Origin of the sequence: Zobellella taiwanensis (assembly GCF_003012795.1) — a bacterium.
GTDB lineage: Bacteria > Pseudomonadota > Gammaproteobacteria > Enterobacterales > Aeromonadaceae > Oceanimonas > Oceanimonas taiwanensis.
In genome coordinates this window covers 76,032-96,046 of sequence record NZ_PXYH01000015.1, presented here as the reverse complement: position 1 = coordinate 96,046, position 20,015 = coordinate 76,032, and the positions used below count along the sequence as shown (strand labels likewise).

Annotated in this window: 15 protein-coding genes; all 15 read right to left on the bottom strand. The window is 62.4% G+C overall.

Translation table 11 applies throughout. The features are described from left to right. The coding region (locus C7I36_RS11715; RefSeq protein WP_146137330.1) for a retention module-containing protein at window positions 1-1,208 on the bottom strand (1,208 nt) is incomplete at its 3' end. Window positions 1,209-1,332: 124 nt separating this feature from the next. Next, window positions 1,333-3,240 carry a bifunctional diguanylate cyclase/phosphodiesterase gene (locus tag C7I36_RS11710; protein WP_106453887.1) on the bottom strand — a complete coding sequence of 636 codons (1,908 nt, stop codon included), beginning with the start codon at window positions 3,238-3,240 and terminating at the stop codon, window positions 1,333-1,335. 1 nt (window position 3,241) lies between these two features. Further along, window positions 3,242-3,973 (bottom strand): transglutaminase-like cysteine peptidase, encoded by a 732-nt coding sequence (locus C7I36_RS11705; RefSeq protein WP_106453886.1) that lies wholly within the window; start codon window positions 3,971-3,973, stop codon window positions 3,242-3,244. Continuing rightward, window positions 3,951-4,538, bottom strand: a complete 588-nt coding sequence (locus tag C7I36_RS11700) for an OmpA family protein (RefSeq protein WP_106453885.1) — start codon at window positions 4,536-4,538, stop codon at window positions 3,951-3,953. The genes C7I36_RS11705 and C7I36_RS11700 overlap by 23 nt, the downstream gene beginning before the upstream one ends. A gap of 11 nt (window positions 4,539-4,549) precedes the next feature. Continuing rightward, complete coding sequence (locus C7I36_RS11695; protein ID WP_106453884.1) at window positions 4,550-5,863, bottom strand: TolC family outer membrane protein; 1,314 nt, start codon at window positions 5,861-5,863, stop codon at window positions 4,550-4,552. A gap of 24 nt (window positions 5,864-5,887) precedes the next feature. Beyond that, window positions 5,888-7,273 (bottom strand): HlyD family type I secretion periplasmic adaptor subunit, encoded by a 1,386-nt coding sequence (locus tag C7I36_RS11690; RefSeq protein WP_106453883.1) that lies wholly within the window; start codon window positions 7,271-7,273, stop codon window positions 5,888-5,890. After that, complete coding sequence (locus tag C7I36_RS11685; protein ID WP_106453882.1) at window positions 7,266-9,413, bottom strand: type I secretion system permease/ATPase; 2,148 nt, start codon at window positions 9,411-9,413, stop codon at window positions 7,266-7,268. Before C7I36_RS11685 ends, C7I36_RS11690 begins: the two co-directional genes overlap by 8 nt. A 272-nt stretch (window positions 9,414-9,685) precedes the next feature. Further along, window positions 9,686-10,765 (bottom strand): class II fructose-bisphosphate aldolase, encoded by a 1,080-nt coding sequence (fbaA, locus tag C7I36_RS11680; RefSeq protein ID WP_106453881.1) that lies wholly within the window; start codon window positions 10,763-10,765, stop codon window positions 9,686-9,688. Window positions 10,766-10,832: 67 nt separating this feature from the next. Beyond that, a complete protein-coding gene (pgk, locus tag C7I36_RS11675; RefSeq protein ID WP_094037923.1) occupies window positions 10,833-11,996 on the bottom strand; it encodes a phosphoglycerate kinase in 1,164 nt (387 codons plus the stop codon). Window positions 11,997-12,016: 20 nt separating this feature from the next. Continuing rightward, on the bottom strand, window positions 12,017-13,048 hold the full coding sequence (gene epd / locus C7I36_RS11670; protein ID WP_106453880.1) for an erythrose-4-phosphate dehydrogenase: 1,032 nt from the start codon (window positions 13,046-13,048) through the stop codon (window positions 12,017-12,019). Between the two features lie 114 nt (window positions 13,049-13,162). After that, on the bottom strand, window positions 13,163-14,173 hold the full coding sequence (gene ltaE / locus C7I36_RS11665) for a low-specificity L-threonine aldolase (RefSeq protein ID WP_219899650.1): 1,011 nt from the start codon (window positions 14,171-14,173) through the stop codon (window positions 13,163-13,165). A gap of 64 nt (window positions 14,174-14,237) precedes the next feature. Next, entirely contained in the window at window positions 14,238-14,396 is a 159-nt protein-coding gene (locus tag C7I36_RS17445; protein WP_219899649.1) for a hypothetical protein, read from the bottom strand. Between the two features lie 65 nt (window positions 14,397-14,461). After that, complete coding sequence (locus C7I36_RS11655) at window positions 14,462-15,841, bottom strand: MFS transporter (protein WP_106453878.1); 1,380 nt, start codon at window positions 15,839-15,841, stop codon at window positions 14,462-14,464. A gap of 190 nt (window positions 15,842-16,031) precedes the next feature. Then, window positions 16,032-18,203, bottom strand: coding sequence for a malate synthase G (locus C7I36_RS11650; protein ID WP_106453877.1), 2,172 nt, complete (start codon window positions 18,201-18,203; stop codon window positions 16,032-16,034). Between the two features lie 301 nt (window positions 18,204-18,504). Beyond that, window positions 18,505-20,007, bottom strand: a complete 1,503-nt coding sequence (locus C7I36_RS11645; RefSeq protein WP_106453876.1) for a CoA-acylating methylmalonate-semialdehyde dehydrogenase — start codon at window positions 20,005-20,007, stop codon at window positions 18,505-18,507. Window positions 20,008-20,015: the final 8 nt, after the last annotated feature.

Genomic DNA, 20,015 nt, shown 5'->3' with positions numbered 1-20,015 from the left:
CCGTCGGTGGCCTGGAGGCTGAAGCTCAGCCCCTGGGCCTGACGATGGTCCAGGCCGGCCGCCGCCACAAACACCCAGGTGCCGTCGCCCTTGACCGTCAGGGTGCCCTTGCCGGTGTCGATCGCCTCGTCCAGGTCATACGCCTGGCCGTCGAACAGCACCTGCGTGCTGGCACCATCGGCCCCGGCCACCAGGCTCCAGTTTCCTTCGATGGTGGCGCCCTCCACTATGGAATCAGGGCCATCCACCATGACTACAGGGCCATCATCAAGCACAAAGATATCCAGACTGGCACTGGCAATGTCACCGTCGTCGTCGGTAACCCTAATCTGGAAGAGATCCTTCAATATATCTTGATCGAATACTCCTCCCTCAGTGGGGTGTTCTTGCGGGCCACTAAGGGTATAGCTCCATGTAAAGTCAGGATTGATCAGCAAGTTTCCGTAAAGGCCGTCCACCAGGCCGCCATTGGTGACATTGATCCAGTCACCATCCTTGTCTTGCACCAATACTTCCAGAGCGGTCAAAGCATCGGAGCCGGTGTTGACCACTATGCTGCCCTGGGCGACGTTCTGGCCATTTCCAGCCTGGCTGCCACCTTCAAGGGAAGATTCGGTGACCCAGGAAAAAGCGCCTTCCACCCCGGGCAACTGCGGATTTTGCTCCGGGTCCACAGGCGGAAGGGGAATAATGTCTATGGTAGGAATGGCGTTGGGAGCGGGTTCCAGAAGGGGGATCAGTTCTTCCGGCTCTTCGGCCACGGCGAGGGGCGCAAAGGCAGTATCAAAACCGGCTTGCGGCTGGGTAAAACCGCCGATCCTACTGACCACGATAAAACCGCCGTTGCCGCTGCCTTCACCGGTAGCGGCCGCTGCCGCGTCGGCACCGGCGGCAGGACCGGCCGCCGCGGCCTCGAACAAGGTGGTCGGATCGATACCGGCCAGAATGGCGGCCTGCAATTCGCTCACATCACCAGCCGGAACCGCCTGCCCTTCCGCCGCCAGGGCGTCTGCTTGCGCTTCGTCGAGAGCGGCCCCCTCGCTTTCCAGGTATTGCAGCGTGGTATTGTCGTCGACCAGAAAAACAGTGCCGGCAGGGTAAATTTTGCCGATTTCAAGCGGCTCCACGGTACCGTCCTGCAATACGGCGAAGGCCGCACCCTGAATCTCGGAGACTTTGACAGCGGTTGTGAGAGTAATGGTTTCCATGATGACCTGCCTCTGGGGAGTTTGCTTAAAGTCTAGGAGAGCGGGTCACGCGGGTCTTATACAAAAAATCGGCGATTGGACAAGCTCCAATCGCCGTAATGTCCCAAAAAATCGAAGGATGGACTCAGAGCGCCTCCACCGGACTGATAAAGCCCTGATAGGCGTCTATATGCAGCCGGGAAAGGCGTTCCAGCTGTTCCGGGCTCTCCACCCGGGTGGCGATGGTCACGGCGCCGATATTGTGCGCCGCCCGGCAGACGGCGGCCAGGAAGGCATCATCGTAGTCGTCGGCCATGACCTGGCTGGTATAGGCATGGTCGATTTTGACATAGTGGGGGCGCAGCGCGGACAGCTTGCCCAGCATGTCGAAATGGCGCCCGAAATGGTCAATGCCCCAATCCAGCTTGAGTGCCGCCAGCCGCTGCCCCAGGTGTTCGGATGCCTGCACGAAGACGATTTCGGGAATGTCCAGCGCCAGCCTCGGCTTGAGCCCTTCCCGGGAGGCCAGCAGGGTCGCCAGCTTGTCGAAAAAGGATTCGCTGGCACAACTCTGGCGGGTCAGGTTCACCGCCAGCGTCAGTTCGGGATCCGCCGCCAGTCGGGCCAGGGCGAGTTCGATCACCAGCAAATCCAGCCGCTCGCCCAGCCGGAACTGCTCAACGGCAGGCATAAACTGCCCGGCGCCATACCTGTGCGAGCCTTCCGCCAGTCCGATGTACAGCTCCCGGTGATAACGACGACCGTCGAAATGCAGTACCGCCTGGGCCGACAGTACGAAGGCATGTTCGGTCAGGGCCCGCTCCAGCATCCCCTTCCAGACCTGGCGTCCTATCTGCCCGTGTCCGTCCTGACCCACCGACAAGGCCACTCGCTCCGGCGCGATGCGGGCCCGGTTCAGGCTGTTGTCCGCCGCCGTCAGCAGGCTGGCGATATCGTCGCCGCGACTGATGAGCGCCATACCCACGGCAGACACTTCCAGCCCCTCCACCGGATCGACCACCAGATCCGAAACCGACTGATTGATTTCGCTGCCCAGCGCCCTCAGCCTGTCCGGCTCGGTCTCGGGCAGCAAGAGGGCGTATTCGGTCGCGGAAATGCGGGCCAGGGCGAATTCGTCATACCGCCGGCAGATATGCTGCAGATTGTCGGCCACTGCCCGAACCATCTGATCCCGGGCCGCATAGCCTTCTTCCTGGTGAATCTTATCCAGGATGTCCACCGCCACCAGGGCAACGCAACCCGGCATCTCCTCGCTCCGCCAGGAGGCGGCCTGGGAAACGAAATAGGCCCGGTTGCCCAGCCCAGAGGTTTCATCGAGAAACGCCCGTTGCCGCAGCCGCTCCGCTTCCTGGGCCTGTTCCCTGAACTGTTCCTCCAGCAGGCCGGCCATGTGATTGATGGCCACCACCACATCTCGCAGCTCCCGGGTGGCAGGCAGGGGGATGGTTTTACCAAAATGATGCAGTTCGATCTCCAGCGCCTGCTCCTGGATTTGATGCAATGGCTTGAGCAGGTAGCGCAGGGCCAGCACCAACAGCAGCCAGGTCACCAGAAAACACCCCACAAACCAGCTGGCCAGGCGGCTCATGCCCTGCCACAGCTTGTAGTAAGCCGGCCCCGGATGGCCCTCGACGTAGAGCTTGCCCAGTTGCAGCCAGCCCGAGGTGAGCACGGCCTCGTGGCTCACCTCGTCGAACAGCTCCAGCTCCATAAACCAGGCCGGTACCTGGCGGGGAATGGCGGTATTCTCGCGCACAATGCGGGTGTCCGCCGCCAGCAGGTCAAGCCGGATCTCGCGGTAGAAGCCGCCATCGAAAATGGCGTTGATCACCGACTCGGCGCCGACCCTGTCGCTGGTTTCCAGATAGGGGGTCAGAGCCAGGCCGAGGGAGGTGACGGTATTGACCACGTTGGTATATTGCTGTTCGGCCAGGTACTGACGGGTGGCGCTGAACTGTACCGAATAGGCGGCGACGAACAACACCGCGAACAGCAGCAGTATGGTTATCAGTATCTGTTTGTATAGGGTCATATTAGCGGTCCAGATCCATGTTCGGCCTGTTCAGGCGGTTGACACCGAAACGGCTGCGCAAGTCATTCCATAGTGAAAGCCGGGAGGCCTGTCCGGCCAGTTCCCCCCGCCCCCTTTCCTTCATCAGCCACAGATGCTGACCGTTGAAACTGTACACGGGTTGCAGATCGGTGCGCTGGGTGGCCGGCCGTATGGTTCCCTCCAGGTTGTCGAGGATCAGCGGCACCGAGGCAGGGGTGGGATAGAATGCCACTACCATGTGAAACTGATCGAGCTCCAGCGCCTTGACGTAAACCAGGCGCAGCTTTTCGTCATCAATGCCCAGTTCGAGCAGGGAAAAATATTTGGCGATACTGAAATCCTCGCAGTCCCCGCCCCCGGCGCCGAGCATTTCCAGTGGCGTGGCCCAGTAGTCTTCCTTGCCCCACAGGCGGATATCGTCGATAAAGCGCAGCCGGTTGAAGAAAATATTGACCCGGCTCAACGCTTCCCGTTCGCTCCAGCCACTGCCCTGCCCCTGGCGTACCAATTGCCGCCACTCCCTTGTTCTCTGCTCGGCGCGGGCACCGTAAAAACCGCCGACGGCGGAGACCATGTCGTTATCCTGGGGATCCAGGGAACGAGCCGGCCAGCCCCACGACAGGGCCAGCACCCACCCGAGCAGACACCAAACAAGGCGCGCGCCGCCGGCCGGCTTCCTCAAGGTAGGATCAGCGCTCCATGCTGAAGACATTCCAGCGCATCCGCACGCCCTCGCGGGAACTGGTCAAGGCCCCCACTACCCGGCGGTTGGCCGCCGCCGACTGCTCGTCCTCGCCCATCAACAACGGCTGGCTTTCTCCGTAACCGATGATGTCGAGGCGGGAGCCGTCCACGCCGGCACCGATCATCGCCGCCCGCACCGCTTCAGCCCGCCGCTTGGACAGGGCGATATTGTACTCGGCAGATCCTACCTGGCTGGCGTGCCCTTCCAGCAGCAGGCGTTGTTCGGGGGCTTCTTGCATAAAGGCCGCCATCCGGCCGATGATCTCCTGATATTCAGGGCTGATCACCGCGCTGTCGTGGGCGAACAGCACCATCAGATCCTGCTTGAGTTCCCGGGAGGTGTCGCCGTGGCAACCGACGTTGTCCACCTCGGCGCCCAGTGGCGTATCGTTACAGGCCTCGCGGGCATTGATCACGCCATCCCAGTCGGGATCCGACAGATCGTGGGCCGGCAGGGTTTCCAGCTCAGGTTCCGCCGTCAGGCTGCAACCGCTCAGCGCCAGCAGCAGGGCACATATCATCCATGGTTTCATGATGGCATCCCTCATTGTTGATGGCCCGACCACTGGGCGGGTTGGGTGAATCGCAGCGCTTCGAGCAACTGGCCGGTCGCGTTCATGATACGGTATTCGGCCAGCAGGTGATCGTGCTCCGCTTCAATGTAGGAGCGACGGGCTTCAAACAGTTCGTTTTCGGTGTTCAACACGTCCAGCAAGGTCCGGTCTCCCAGGGTGAACTGTTTCTTGTAGGCTTCCACCGTCTGGTAGCTGGACTCCACGTGCTGGCGCAGAAATTCCTTCTGCCGGCCCAGGGTCTCGTAGGCGGACCAGGCCAGGCGGGTTCCCTCGCTGACCTGGCGATGGGCATTCATCTTGATGTCCTTGGCCTGCATCTCCAGGGCCGAAGCAGATTTGCTGGCAGCCACGTCGGCACCGCCGTTGAACAGGTTGTAGCGCATGCGCAACATGGCGGTCAGGTCCTCGTTGCGACCTTCCACCCCGTCGATATTGTCGTTCCAGTTCTGGTCGACCTCGATGGCCAGCGTCGGATAAAAGCCGGACTGGGCTCCTTCGTACTGGTAGCGGGCCGCTTCCACGTCATGGGCGGCCATCAGCAGGGTGGGATGGCCCTCCCCGGCCTTGACCAGGGCATCGTCCAGGGTGGCAGGCATGTAGTTGGCATCGGGCCTGGGCTGGCGCAGCTCCTCGGGCTCCCGGTTGACCAGCGATATAAAGCGGCTCTGGGCATCGCGCAGGTTGTTTTCCGCCGACGTCATATTGGCGTAGGCCCGCGCCACCCGTCCCTGGATCTGGGTATAGTCGGCGCTGGAGCCCAGCCCGGAATCGGTGCGTTTCTGGATATCGGATCGGATCTGCTCATGGGTTTCCAGGTTGAGCCGGGACAACTCGACCACTTCCGAATAACGCAGCAGGTTGAGGTAGGCCTCGGCCACGCTGAGGGCCACGTTTTCGGCGGTGGCCAGCAGGCTGTAGCGCTGGGCATCCGCCTCGGCGCCGGTCCGGCCCACGTTGCTCGAGGTCTTGAACCCGTCAAACAGCATCTGGCGCAGGGACAGCCCCAGTTCGCGCCGGGTCAGGCTGTCATCGGCGGCGGGGTTGCTGCGGGTACCCGGGCTGTCGGTATCTTCGTAGCCGATGCCGGCGCTGGCATCCAGCCGCGGCAGATAGCCCGCGAAGGCCGCGTCCTGATCATACTGCCGGGACTGATAGAGGTGAAAGGCTTCCTTCACCCGGGGATGCGTCATCAGTGCCTCGGTTACCGCTTCTTCCAGTGTCTGGGCCTGCGCCGGCAGCCACAAGGCAGACAGCACCGCAATGGCCAGGGTCGAGTGTTTCATAGTGATTCCCTTCCTTTTTATCTCTCAGCGCTCTCGTAAAGCGCTTTGTTTGGCTCTCAAAATCGGTTTCAACATGTAATCCAGTACGCTTTTCTTGCCGGTCACTATGTCGACTCCCGCCTGCATGCCGGGGATAATGGGCATGGGTGCCGCCTCACTCCCCAAAAAGCTGTCGTAGGTCCGGACCGTGGCCAGGTAAAAGGTGTTGCCCTCTTCATCCTGGATGGAGTCGGCACTGATCTTTTCCACCTCTCCTTTGAGTCCGCCGTAGATAGTGAAATCATAGGCGGTAAACTTGACCATCGCCTCCAGCCCGGGACGCAAAAACCCTATGTCTTTTGGGGACACCCTGGCTTCCACCAGCAGGGTGTCTTCCAGCGGCACAATCTCGACCAGGTTCATGCCCGGCTGGATGACGCCACCCACAGTGTTGATCCTGAGCGTCTTGACCGTGCCCTTGAGCGGCGCCGTGACCAGGGTCCGTTCCACCCTGTCCTGCAGGCCGACCTCGCCCTCCTGCAGTAAAGCCTGGCGGCTGCGCCGCTCGCTCAGCTCTTTCTGGGATTCGGATCTGAAGGTCAGCGCCACTTCCTTGCGCTTGAAGATGGTTTCCCTGAGCGAGGCATCCAGCTTGGGCAGGGCCAGCCGGGTCGACTCCAGCTCGCCCTGCATGCGGTTGAGTTCCCGCTCCAGGCGCAGTATTTCCACCTGGGGCACGATTCCTTCCCGCGCCAGGGGGCGACTGATGTCTACTTCCCGCGCGGCCAGGGACACTCCCCGCTGCAGGGTGCGGACACGGGAGTGGGTCTCGATGATCTCCTGCTCGCGCTGCTCTATCTGCTGGCCGAGGATGGACAACTGGTTGCCGATATAGCCCATCCGCTCGCTGTATACCGCCTGCTGGATGTCCGCCTGGCCGGGATACTTATCGTTAAAGCTGTCGCTGAACAGCAGCGGCTCTATCCTCAGCTGCACCTGCTCCCGCCAGGCCAGGGCCGGATCCTCGCTGATCACCACGCCGGCCACTTCAGCCCTCAGGCGGATAATGTCCCCCTGCAGGGCGGCGATCTCCTGCTCGCGCTCGCGCAGATCGGAGCGAAACCGGGTGTCGTCAATCAACAGCAGCGGCTGATCCTTTTCCACCTGCTGGCCTTCGCGGACATACAGCTCGCGAACTATGCCGCCTTCAAGGTTGGACACCACCTGCAACTGCTGGGACGGGATCACCCGGCCCTGGCCCGAGGTCACTTCATCCAGTTGGGCATAATGGGCCCAAACCAGGGCCACCACCACGAACAGCAGCATGCACCACAGCAGCAACCGGGCCCGGGAGGGGGTGTTGAGCATCACCGCCGCCGCGGTGTCGTTGCTGAATTCGAGCAACTCGGGGGGCAGGCGCGATCTAGCCATTGGCCACCTCCTGCGCCCTGACCTTGCCGGCGCTCAGCTGTTGCAGCACCTGCTGCTTGGGGCCATCCGCCACCACCACACCCTGTTCCAGCACTATGATGCGGTCGACAATCTCCAGCATCGAGGTCCTGTGGGTAATGAGCAGCAGGGTGGATTTGCGATCGAGCTTGCCAAGTTGCTGGCGGATATAGGATTCGGAGCGGTTGTCCATATTGGAGGTGGGTTCGTCGAGGATCAGCATCGGCGGCTCGTTGAGCAGGGCGCGGGCAATGGCGATGGCCTGGCGCTGGCCGCCCGAGAGTTGCCGCCCGCCTTCGCCAACCTGACGATCCAGCCCCTGGGGATCCCGGTTGGTGAACAGGGTAACGCCGGCGCGCTGGGCGGCGCGCAGCACCCGGCTCTCGTCCGCCAGGGGGTTGGCGATCACGATATTGTCGCGAATGGAGCCGAAAAACAGGGTGACATCCTGGGGGACGCAGCCGATATGGCGGCGCAATACCGCCGGCTGCAACTGGCCGATGTCGATGCCGTCGATGCGGATAGCGCCCTCTGTGGCCTGGTACAGCCCCACCAGCAGGCGCTCCAGGGTAGTCTTGCCCGAGCCGATACGGCCGATAATGGCCACCCGCTCGCCGGCACGAATGCTGAGGGACACCCGGTTCAGCACATTGTGCTCCATGCCCGGGTAACGAAAGGACACCCGGTCCAGCTCGATATCGCCCCGAAACACCGGATGATGCACATAGCGACGCTCGCTTTCCTGCTCGTCCGGCGCCGCCATGATCTGCTCCAGCACCGACATCGCCGACCTGGCCTGGTTATAACGGGTCGACAGCACCGACAGCTGCACCATGGGGGCGATGGCCCGTCCGCTGAGCATAACGGCGGCAATCAGCCCGCCCATGGTCAGTTGGCCGTCCGCAATCAGGTAAACGCCGTAGATGATCAGCGTCACCGTCACCAGTTGCTGGCTGATGTGCGCCAGCGTCGAGACCGAATTGGTCAGCTTGCGCGTGGTGATGCCCCAGCTGGCCATGTGGCTGACCGCCTGCTCCCAGCGGTGCTGGAAAGTCCCCTGGGCACCAAACAGCTTGATGGTTTCAAGCCCGGCAATACCCTCGACCAGGTTGGCGTTTTTCTGGGACGCCAGCCGCGAGCCCTCTTCTATGCTGCGCCGCAGCGGTCCCTGCACCAGCAGGCTGTACAGGGCCAGTACCGCCACCGCCACGATCGGCACCCCAACCATGGGGCCGGCAAAAATCCAGATCACCAGCAGGAACACCAGGGTAAAGGGAATGTCGACCAGCGCCGACACCGTGGCCGAGGTCAGAAAGTCGCGGATCGACTCGAATTCCTGCAGGTGCCGGGCAAAGGCGCCGGTGGAAGGCGGTCTGGCCTCCATACGCATGCCCATCACCTTGGAAAAAATCCGTGCCGACAGCAGTACGTCCGACTTTTTACCTGCAATATCAATGAAATAACCACGCAGCATGCGCATCAGAAAATCAAACAGGAAGACAATGCCGGCCCCTATTGCCAGCACCCAGAGCGAATCGAAGGCCAGGTTGGGCACTATCTTGTCGTATACGTTCATGGTGAACAGGGGAGTCACCACGGCAAACAGGTTGATCAGCAGGGAGGCGACCAGCACATCCCGGTAAATGCTGGCGGACTGGCGCAGGGTCCCCCAGAACCAATGCCCCTCCGTGGTCTCCAGGGTACGCGGAGCACGCTCATCGTAGCGAAAACGGGGTTTGACCAGGAACAGATTGCCGCTGTAGAGCGGCTCGAGCCGGTCAAGATCGAGCCAGTGCTCACCATCGCCGGTGGCAGCCAGAATGACCCGGGCACGCCCCTGCTCCCGCTGCAGCTCGAGCAACACGCAGGCATTGCCTTCCTCCAGCAACAGGATACAGGGCAGCAGCAGCTCCGACAGCTCGCCAAGCTCCTGGGCCTGGAAGCGCACCGCCAGTCCCGCCCGTTCGGCCGCCCGCTCCAGCAATACAGGGGTCAGCTTGCCATCGGCCAGGGGCAGGCCGCTGATCAGCGCCTCGCCCTGATAGGGGTGTCCGTGGTATTTGGTCAGGAATACCAGGCTTTCCAGCAAAGGGTCCTGACCTACGGCGTGAATATCATGCATCCCAATCCATACCCCTTGCCCGATGTTAGCTGTAAGTCTAGTCGCACAATGCCGGCCGCTGGGCCCGGAGCGGACGTTATCGGCCAAACGACGCAAGAGCCTGGCGCTACGCCAAGAGTAGAAGCTTCATCCAATTGAGTCTTTTATAAAATTTAGACAAGAGCCACTATGGGCGACGGGCATTCGTTCTACTTTTTAGAACGGATCCAGAGGATAAGGGACTGGCAAAAAAATACCGGCCGAGGCCGGTATTGTCATCCATCAAAACAGACTTACAGCACGCCGATGGCATTCAGCTCTTTGAACGCCTGCTCCAGGCGGGCGATCATGCTGACCTGGCCTTCGCGCAGCCAGACCCGCGGATCGTAGTACTTCTTGTTGGGCTTGTCGTCGCCGTCGGGGTTGCCGATCTGGCCCTGCAGGTACGCTTCTTTCGCCTTGTAGTAGTTCATCACGCCGGCCCAGGTGGCCCACTGGGTGTCGGTGTCGATGTTCATCTTGACCACACCGTAGCCGATGGACTCCTTGATTTCCTCGGCGGAAGAACCGGATCCGCCGTGGAACACGAAGTTCAGGGACTTGGCCGGCAGACCGAACTTCTCGGACACATACTTCTGGGAGTTGTCGAGGATCTTCGGCGTCAGCTTGACGTTGCCCGGCTTGTACACGCCATGCACGTTGCCGAAGGAGGCGGCGATGGTGAACTTGTCGCTGATGGCGCTCAGCTTCTCGTAGGCATAGGCCACGTCTTCCGGCTGGGTGTAGAGCATGGAGCTGTCCATGCCGGTGTTGTCCACGCCGTCTTCCTCGCCGCCGGTGCAGCCCAGCTCGATCTCCAGGGTCATGCCGATCTTGCTCATGCGCGCCAGGTACTGGGCGCAGATCTCGATGTTCTCTTCCAGGCTCTCCTCGGACAGATCGATCATGTGGGAACTGAACAGCGGCTTGCCGGTTTCGGCAAAGTGCTTCTCACCGGCGTCGAGCAGGCCGTCGATCCAGGGCAGCAGCTTCTTGGCGGCATGGTCGGTGTGCAGGATCACCGGCACCCCGTAGGCTTCGGCCACGGCGTGCACATGCCTGGCACCGGAGATGGCGCCGATGATGGCGGCCTGGTGGCCTTCCAGCTTCAGGCCCTTGCCCGCGAAAAAGGCGGCACCGCCGTTGGAGAACTGTACCACCACCGGGGCTTTCGCCTTGGCGGCCGCTTCCAGTACGGCGTTGATGGAGTCGGTACCCACCACGTTGACCGCCGGCAGGGCGAACGCGTTGGCCTTGGCGATGGCGAAGATCTTCTGCATGTCGTCGCCGCTGACCACACCCGGTTTTACTACGTCAAAAATTTTCTGGGACATTCTCTTGCTCCTGTTGAGGCTCTTGTCGGCCGGCATGACCCGGCCGCTTTAAATGGATAAGGTTAACTCAGCCCTTGGCTCTCTGCTCGAGCATGGCCACCGCCGGCAGGGTCTTGCCTTCCACGAACTCGAGGAAGGCGCCGCCGCCGGTGGAGATGTAGGAGATCTGATCCTTGATGCCGAACAGATCGATGGCCGCCAGGGTGTCGCCGCCGCCGGCGATGGAGAAGGCGTCGCTCTCGGCGATGGCCCGGGCCACGATCTCGGTGCCGCGACGGAAGTTCTCAAACTCGAACACCCCCACCGGGCCGTTCCAGATGATGGTCTTGGCATTTTTCAGGATGTCGGCCAGGCGCTGGGCGGACTCGTCACCCAGATCCAGGATCTCCTCGTTGTCGGTCACTTGCGAGACCAGCTTGACGGTGGCCGGGGCGGTTTCGGAGAACTCGGGCGCGGTGCGCACGTCGGTGGCCAGCGGGATGTCGCAGCTTTCCATCAGGCGCTTGGCTTCGGGGATCAGATCCGGCTCGTACAGGGACTTGCCCACGTTGTGCCCGGCGGCGGCCACGAAGGTGTTGGAGATGCCGCCGCCCACCACCAGCTGGTCGGCGATCTTGGACAGGGACTCGAGCACGGTCAGCTTGGTGGAGACCTTGGAGCCGCCCACCACCGCCACCATGGGCCGGGCCGGGTTGTCCAGGGCCTTGCCCAGGGCCTCCAGCTCGGCGGACAGCAGCGGGCCGGCACAGGCCACGGGGGCGAATTTGGCCACGCCGTGGGTGGAGGCCTGGGCCCGGTGGGCGGTGCCGAAGGCATCCATCACGAAGACGTCGCACAGGGCGGCGTACTGCTTGGACAGGGTCTCGTCGTCTTTCTTCTCGCCCTTGTTGAAGCGCACGTTCTCCAGCACCACCAGCTCACCGGCGGCCACCTCCACCCCGTTCAGGTAGTCCTTGGCCAGGCGCACGGGCGCGCTCAGCTTGGCGGCCAGGTAGTCGACCACCGGCTGCAGGGAGAACTCGTCGGCATACTCGCCCTCGGTGGGACGGCCCAGGTGGGAGGTGACCATCACCTTGGCGCCCTGGGCCAATGCCGCTTCGATGGTGGGCAGGGAGGCCAGGATGCGGGCGTCGGAGGTGACCTTGCCATCCTTTACCGGTACGTTCAGATCGGCGCGGATCAGCACCCGTTTGCCGGACAGGTCGAGCTCATTCATTTTTATGACAGACATAGAACGTCCTCTTTAAGGTACTAGTGTTTTTTGAAAGCGGTCTCGGCGGTCGCCAGCCAGGCCAGGCTGGTGTCGAGCATGCGGTTGGCAAAGCCCCATTCATTATCGCACCACATCAGCATCTTGATCAGATTGGCGTCGCTCACCCGGGTCTGGGTACCGTCGATGATGGAGGAATGGGGATCATGATTGAAATCGACCGACACCAGCGGCGCCTCGGTATAGCCGAGGATGCCCCGCAGCGGGCCTTCGGCGGCCTCGCGCAGCACCCGGTTGACGGCCTCGACGGTGGCCTTGTTCTCGACGATGACGCTGAGATCCATGGCGGTGACGTTGATGGTCGGCACCCGTACGGAAATGGCCTCAAATTTGCCGGCGAAATGGGGCAAGATGCGCTCTACCCCCTTGGCCAGTTTGGTGTCGACCGGGATGATGGACTGACTGGCAGCCCGGGTCCGGCGCAGATCCGAATGATAGGCATCGATCACCTGTTGGTCATTCATGGCTGAGTGAATGGTAGTAATATTACCACATTTTATATTAAAAACTTTGTGCAATGTCTCAATTACGGGCACCACACAGTTGGTGGTACAGGAGGCGTTGGAGACGATGGTTTCGGCACCGGTCAATTGTTGGTGGTTTACACCATAAACGATGGTGGCATCCACATCATTGTCGGCCGGGTGGGAAAACAACACTTTTTTCGCCCCCGCCGCCAGGTGCCGGCCAGCATCTGCCCGGCTCGACAGGACGCCGGTGCAGTCGAGCACCAGATCCACCCCCAGATCGCGCCAGGGCAGCCTGGCCGGATCCGGCTCGTGGAACAGGGCGATGGGGTCATCCTCTATCTCGAAGGCCCCCGGCAGCAGGGTCACCTCGTGCCGGAAGCGGCCGTGGCTGGAATCATAGCGGGTCAGGTGGGCCATGGCCTCGGGTTCGGCCAGTTCGTTGATGGCCACTATCTTCATATGGCGGTGCAGGTCACGTTCGTAGAAAGCCCGTAAAACACTGCGCCCAATACGGCCGTAGCCGTTGATGGCTAGTCGAATCATTACACTTTTTCCAGCTGGGCTTGATGGCGGCGCCGGCGCCCCGGCGCCGGCTTCTAATTCAGGCCCCAAGTCTAACGGGGATTGCCGGCAAGGGGAATGGCCGCCACCGCCCTGCTAACACCGCAGAAAGTCGCCGATGGCCGCCACCAGGGCATCGGCCGAGGCTCTGTCCACGTCCTTGTGGGTAACCAGCCGCAGCGGACGGCCGGGATTGACCCTGATGCCCCTGGCCAGCAGGAAATCGGCAAAGGCCGTACTGTCGCAGCCTTCGAAACGGACAAACAGCATGTTAGTCTGCACCAGCTCCGGACGAACCTCGACCGCCGTCTGTCCGGCCAGCCGCTCGGCCAGGTAACGGGCCAGTTGGTGATCTTCCGCCAGCCGCGCCACCTGTTCGGTCAGTGCCAACCGCCCCGCCACCGCCAGTATACCGGCCTGGCGCATGCCACCCCCCAGCACCTTGCGCCAGCGCCGGGCCTTGCCAATCAGCTCCCGCCGCCCCAGCAGCAGCGAGCCCACGGGCGCACACAGCCCCTTGGACAAACAGATGGTCATGGAATCGAAGTGACGGGCAATGGCGGTGATGTCCACCTCCTGAGCCACGGCGGCGTGGTAGACCCGGGCTCCGTCCAGGTGCAGGCGCAACCCGTGCCGGTCCACAAACGCCCGGGCCGCGGCCAGGTAGTCGAGGGGCAACACCTTGCCGTTGATGGTGTTTTCCAGGCTGAGCAGCCGGGTCCGGGCAAAATGGCTGTCGTCGGGTTTGATGGCTGCGGCCAGGCGCTCCAGACAAAGGCTGCCGTCGGGTTCGTTGTCGATGGGCTGGGGCTGGATGGAGCCGAGCACGGCGGCCCCGCCTCCTTCGTATTTATAGTTGTGGGCCTGCTGGCCGCACAGGTATTCATCGCCGCGCTCGCAGTGAGCCATCAGCGCCAGCAGGTTGGCCTGGGTGCCGGAGCTGGTGAACAGCGCCGCCTCAAAGCCATGGCGTTCTGCCGCCCAGGCTTCCAGCTCATTGACGGTGGGGTCGTCGCCGTACACGTCGTCGCCCACCGGCGCCGAGGCCATGGCCCGACGCATGGCGGGGGTGGGATGGGTCACGGTATCGGAGCGAAAATCAATCATGGCTTGCCTCATCATGGTGGGGATGAGGCAAGCTTAACGCCGGCCGGCGTGGAAAAACAGTGGTTCAGGCCGCCATGGCCTCAACCGGGAACGGCTCCGCCGGTGTCTCCTGCCGCTGCTGTTCCCGCTGCAGCCAGAGCAGCAACTCCAGGGGATAGCAATCGTCGCAAAAGGGAGTCGATGATCCCGTATCGGTATCGCGCATCAGTTCGCCAAACAGCATCAGCCTGTCCTCCTCGGTCAAGACTTCCTCAGCCTAGCCCCTACCGATGACAATCCGGTGACAGCTCAGCGAACCACCACCATGGGATCTTCCTGGGCCGGGCCCGGTGCCGGCTCGGGCTCCGGCAGTTCCAGATCCAGCTGGCTGGCCTGGGCCTGGGCGATTTCCTCCTCTTCCAGATCGGGAAACACCTCTTCCATCGGCACGTCCACGAACTCCTCGTTACGCGGGTCGAGTTCGGTAATGACACCGGCCGTTTCCACCGGGGTGGCAATATACACCGACTGCTCTTCCACCGGTACCGAGCGGGTACGCCACTGCCACTGCCAGGCATAGCCGGCCAGCATCAGCGCCACGCCGCCGCAGCCGTAATACAGCCCCTGGGGCCCCAGCCAGGTCATCATGCTGGAGCTGAACAGCGGGCCGAGGGAACTGCCGAGGCCATAGCTCAGCAGCAGGGTGGTACTGGCCGCGACGATGTGCCTGGCTTCCATGCGGTCGTTGGTAATGGCCACCGCCACCGGATAGATGGAGGCCACCATGCCCATGTAGAGGGCGGAAAAACCGATCAGCAACCACAGGTGGTAATGGCCGGCGTAGATCACTCCCAGGGCACTGAGCACAATGATGGCGTTGATCCAGACCATGATTTTGCTGCGATCCAGCCGGTCGCACAGCCGCCCCAGGGGCCAGGCGAACAGAATAAAGGTGAAGATGGATACCGCCATGAAATAGGACAGCTGGTTGACCGGCAGCCCGACCTGGATGGCATATACCGGCGCCATGGAATAAAAACTGCTGATCAGCACGCCGCTGCACAGGGCCGCCAGCAGGCCGACCGGAGCATCGCGAATGATGGCCTTGACGCTCAATCGCTCGTTGTGCTCTATGGTGGGCGCGTCCATCCGGGTCAGCGACAGGGGCACCAGGGCGGCGGTCAGTACGATGGCGCCCAGGGTAAAGGGCACGAAAGCGGCGGGATCGGTAAAGCCTATCAGCAACTGGCCGGCGGTGGCCGCCAGGTAGGCGCAAATCTGGTAGGCGAAAAACAGGGTCGCCCTGTTGTCGTTGGTGGCCACGGCGCTGAACCAGCTCTCGATCACCACGAAGCTGCCCGCCACGGCGATGCCGCTGAGCGCACGCAGCAAGGCCCAGACAAGGATGCTGTCGGTCAGCGGGAAAATCAGGGTCGAGCTGGCCAGAAAGGCGCTGAACACGGCAAAGGCACGGATGTGCCCCACCCTTTTGATCACCCTGGGGCCGTAGAGGGAGCCGAGCACGAACCCCACCGAGTAACAGACCATGATGCTGCCGATCAGGGTGGGCTCTATACCCTTGAGGCCCAGGTTGACCCCGAGCAGGGTCATCACGAAGGTGTTGCCCCCCATCAGCAGGAACACGCTGAAAATGAGAGAGGACAGGGAAATGACCAGGCGTCTTATCATGGGGTGGATCCGGTTGCTTTTACTGAACGGTCGGTGATTGCCTCTACAGGACGGGCGAGCGGGATTCTAGCAGCATAAGTTGCATTTTTCGCCATTCAGCCCGTCACGGCGGCAAAAAAATCCATCCGGCACAACGGCGGATAAAAAAATCCCCGGACAAGCCGGGGATGGTTGTTTACCGGGACTTAACTCATCCCTGGGCCTTCAGCTTGCGCCGGTAGGCGTGCAGCAGCGGCTCGGTGTAGCCGCTGGGCTGAGTGCAGCCTTCAAACACCAGGGCGCAGGCGGCCTGGAAGGCGATGCCGTCAAAGCCCGGCGCCATGTTGCGGTACAGGGGATCGCCGGCATTCTGCTGGTCGACGATGGCCGCCATGCGCTGCATGGTTGCCATCACCTGCTCCTTGCTGCAGATACCGTGGCGCAGCCAGTTGGCGATGTGCTGGGCGGAAATGCGCAGGGTGGCGCGGTCTTCCATCAGGCCCACGTCGTTGATGTCGGGTACCTTGGAACAACCCACACCCTGGTCTATCCAGCGCACCACGTAGCCGAGGATGCCCTGGGCATTGTTGTCCAGCTCCTGCTGAATGTCCTCGGCGCTCAGGCTGGCGGTATCGGTCAGCAGCGGTATGGTCAGCAGGTCGTCCAGGCTGGCCGGGATGCGTCCCTTCAGCTCGTCCTGACGCGACTTCACGTTCACCTGGTGGTAGTGGGTGGCGTGCAGGGTGGCGGCGGTAGGCGACGGCACCCAGGCGGTGTTGGCGCCGGCCAGGGGATGGCCTATCTTCTGCTCCAGCATGTCGGCCATATTGTCGGGGATGGCCCACATGCCCTTGCCGATCTGGGCATGGCCCTGCAGGCCGGCGGCCAGGCCGACGTCCACGTTGTTGTTCTCGTAGGCCTGGATCCAGGCCTGCTGCTTCATAGCCCCCTTGCGCACCACGGGGCCGGCTTCCATGCTGGTGTGGATTTCATCGCCGGTGCGATCGAGGAAACCGGTGTTGATGAACACCACCCGCTCCCGGGCCTCGTGGATACAGGCCTTGAGGTTGGCGCTGGTACGGCGCTCCTCGTCCATGATGCCCACTTTCAGGGTATTCTTGGCCAGGCCCAGCACCGCTTCGATGCGGCCGAACAGCTCGCAGGCGAAGGCCACTTCTTCGGGGCCGTGCATCTTGGGCTTGACGATATAGACACTGCCGGTACGGGAGTTTCTGAACTGGCCGTTGCCCTTGAGATCGTGAATCGAAATAAGGCTGGTCACCAGGCCGTCGATGATGCCTTCGGGCACCTCGTTGCCGTCCTTGTCGAGCACGGCGTCGTTGGTCATCAGATGACCCACGTTGCGCACGAACAGCAGGCTGCGGCCGTGAAGGCTGAACGGCCGGCCCTGGGGATCCTGGTATTGACGGTCCGGATTGAGCCGGCGGGTAATCACCTGGTCGCCCTTTTTCACTTCTTCGGTCAGGGTGCCTTTCATCAGGCCCAGCCAGTTGCGGTAAACGCCGACCTTGTCTTCGGCGTCCACGGCGGCGACCGAGTCTTCGCAGTCCATGATGGTGGACAGGGCGGCTTCAACCAGCAGATCCTTGATGCCGGCCCTGTCGTCCTTGCCGACCATATGGTTGCGGTCGAACTGCAGCTCGATGTGCAGGCCATTGTTGCAAAGCAGCACGGCAGTGGGCTGGGCCGGATCGCCGTTGTAACCGGCGAACTTGCCGGCCTCGGCCAGGGTAGTGCTGCCACCGCTTGCCAGGCTTATCCGCAACTCGCCGTCGACCACCTGGTAGCCGGTGGCGTCGGCGTGGCTGCCGGCGGCCAGGGGGGCGGCCTGATCCAGCAGTTGTCGGCCCCAGGCCACTACCTTGGCGGCCCGGCGCGGGTTGAATGACTTGCCCTTTTCGGCGCCGTCGGTTTCGGGGATGGCGTCGCTGCCGTAGAGGGCGTCGTACAGGCTGCCCCAGCGGGCGTTGGCAGCATTCAGGGCATAACGGGCATTGTTGACCGGCACCACCAGTTGGGGACCGGCCAGGGTGGCCAGTTCGGCGTCCACGTTGGCGGTGGTGATGGTAAAGTCGTCAACAACCGGCAGCAGATAACCGATATCCACTAAAAACTGCTTGTAGGCGGCGGCGTCGAAAGGCTGACCGTTGTGAGTCCGGTGCCAATCGTCGATACGGGCCTGCAGTTGCTCCCGCTTGTCCAGCAGGGCGCGGTTTTTGGGGGCCAGGTCGTTGACGATCTGCTCCATGCCGGCCCAGAAGGCGGCAGGCTCTACGCCGGTGCCGGGGATGATTTCATTTACTACCAGATCATGAAGAACGGTAGCGACTTGTAAAGTGCCGAGGTGAATACGTTCCGTCATAGTTGCTTCTTCTAGTTGTCTGTTATGTGTAGACCGATTGTTGACCCTAACTGCTTGGGTGCCCCAGTTTACCCCGTGAAGTGACAAAGTGGCAAAGCACAAATGCAATATTTGGTCACAGGATCTTTACAAATTGTGCATAAAGACCCCATCATTTTGTCATAAAGATTGTCGAGCACACTTTTTGACCACACCGGAATGCCTGTTTTTACGCCATTTTGCCCTATACCACAAGCCTGCTCTCGGCGCTCCCCATACAAAGAAGCCCGCACTGGGCGGGCTTCGGTTGGCGGCGTGGCGCTTACTTCATGGTCGGCATGGAGAACTCGGCGCCCTGCTGAGGCTTGGACGGCCAGCGGCTGGTCACCGTCTTCATCCGGGTGTAGAAACGCACCCCGTCCGGGCCGTGCACATTGAGCGGGCCGAAGATGGAACGCTTCCAGCCGCCGAAGGAGTGGAACGCCATCGGCACCGGGATCGGCACGTTGACGCCCACCATGCCCGCCAGCACGTCCTGGCTGAACTGGCGGCCGGCGTGGCCGTCCCGGGTGAAGATGGCGGTGCCGTTGCCGTATTCGTGGCTGTTCACCAGTTCCAGGGCCGAGGCGTAATCGGGTACCCGCACCACCGCCAGCACCGGGCCGAAGATTTCCTCTTTGTAGATGGTCATCTCCGGGGTCACCCGATCGAACAAGGTGCCGCCGACGAAATAGCCTGCTTCATGGCCCGCCACTCTGAGGCCGCGGCCATCCACCACCAGCTCGGCGCCTTCGGCTTCGCCCTGGTCGATATACCCCACCACCTTGTCGCGATGCACCGCCGACACCAGCGGGCCCATGTCGTTTTCCTGGCCCTCGACCACGCCGGGACCGACGCGCAGGGCTTCCACCTGGGGCTTGAGTTTGGCGATCAGGCGATCGGCCACCTCGTCGCCCACCGCCACCGCCACGGAAATCGCCATACAGCGCTCGCCGGCGGCGCCGAAGGCCGCGCCCATCAGGGCGTTGGCGGCCAGGTCCAGATCGGCGTCGGGCATGATCACCGCGTGGTTCTTGGCACCGCCCAAGGCCTGGCAACGCTTGCCGTGGCTGCTGGCGGTGCTGTAGATGTATTCGGCGATGGGGGTGGAGCCGACGAAGCTCACCGCCTGGATGCGGTGGTCGGTCAGCAGCACGTCCACCGCTTCCTTGTCGCCGTGCACCACGTTGAACACACCGTCGGGCAGGCCCGCTTGCTTCAGCAACTGGGCCAGACGCACGCTGGTGGAAGGATCCTTCTCGGAGGGCTTCATCACGAAGGTGTTGCCGCAGGCGATGGACACCGGGAACATCCACATGGGCACCATGGCCGGGAAGTTGAACGGGGAGATACCGGCACAGACCCCGAGCGGCTGCATCAGCGAGTGGCTGTCGACCCCGGTGCCCACGTTGAGGGAGTGCTCGCCCTTGAGCAGGTGGGGAATGCCGCAGGCGAATTCCACCACTTCCAGGCCGCGGGTCAGCTCGCCCACGGCGTCGGAATAGACCTTGCCGTGCTCGTTGGAGATGAGGCGTGCCAGCTCGTCCATGTTCTCCTCAAGCAGAGCCTTGAATTTAAACAGGATGCGGGCGCGGCGCAGCGGGCTGGTACCGGCCCAGCGCGGGAAGGCCTTCTGGGCGGCGGCAATGGCGCCGCGCACCTCGTCCGCCGAGCTCAGCACCACCTCGCGGCTCTGCTCGCCGGTGGCCGGGTTGTAAACGGGCGCGGTACGGCCGCTGTGGCTTTCGGTGATCTCACCGCCGATAAAGTTCAGTACTTGTTCCATGCTAGGTT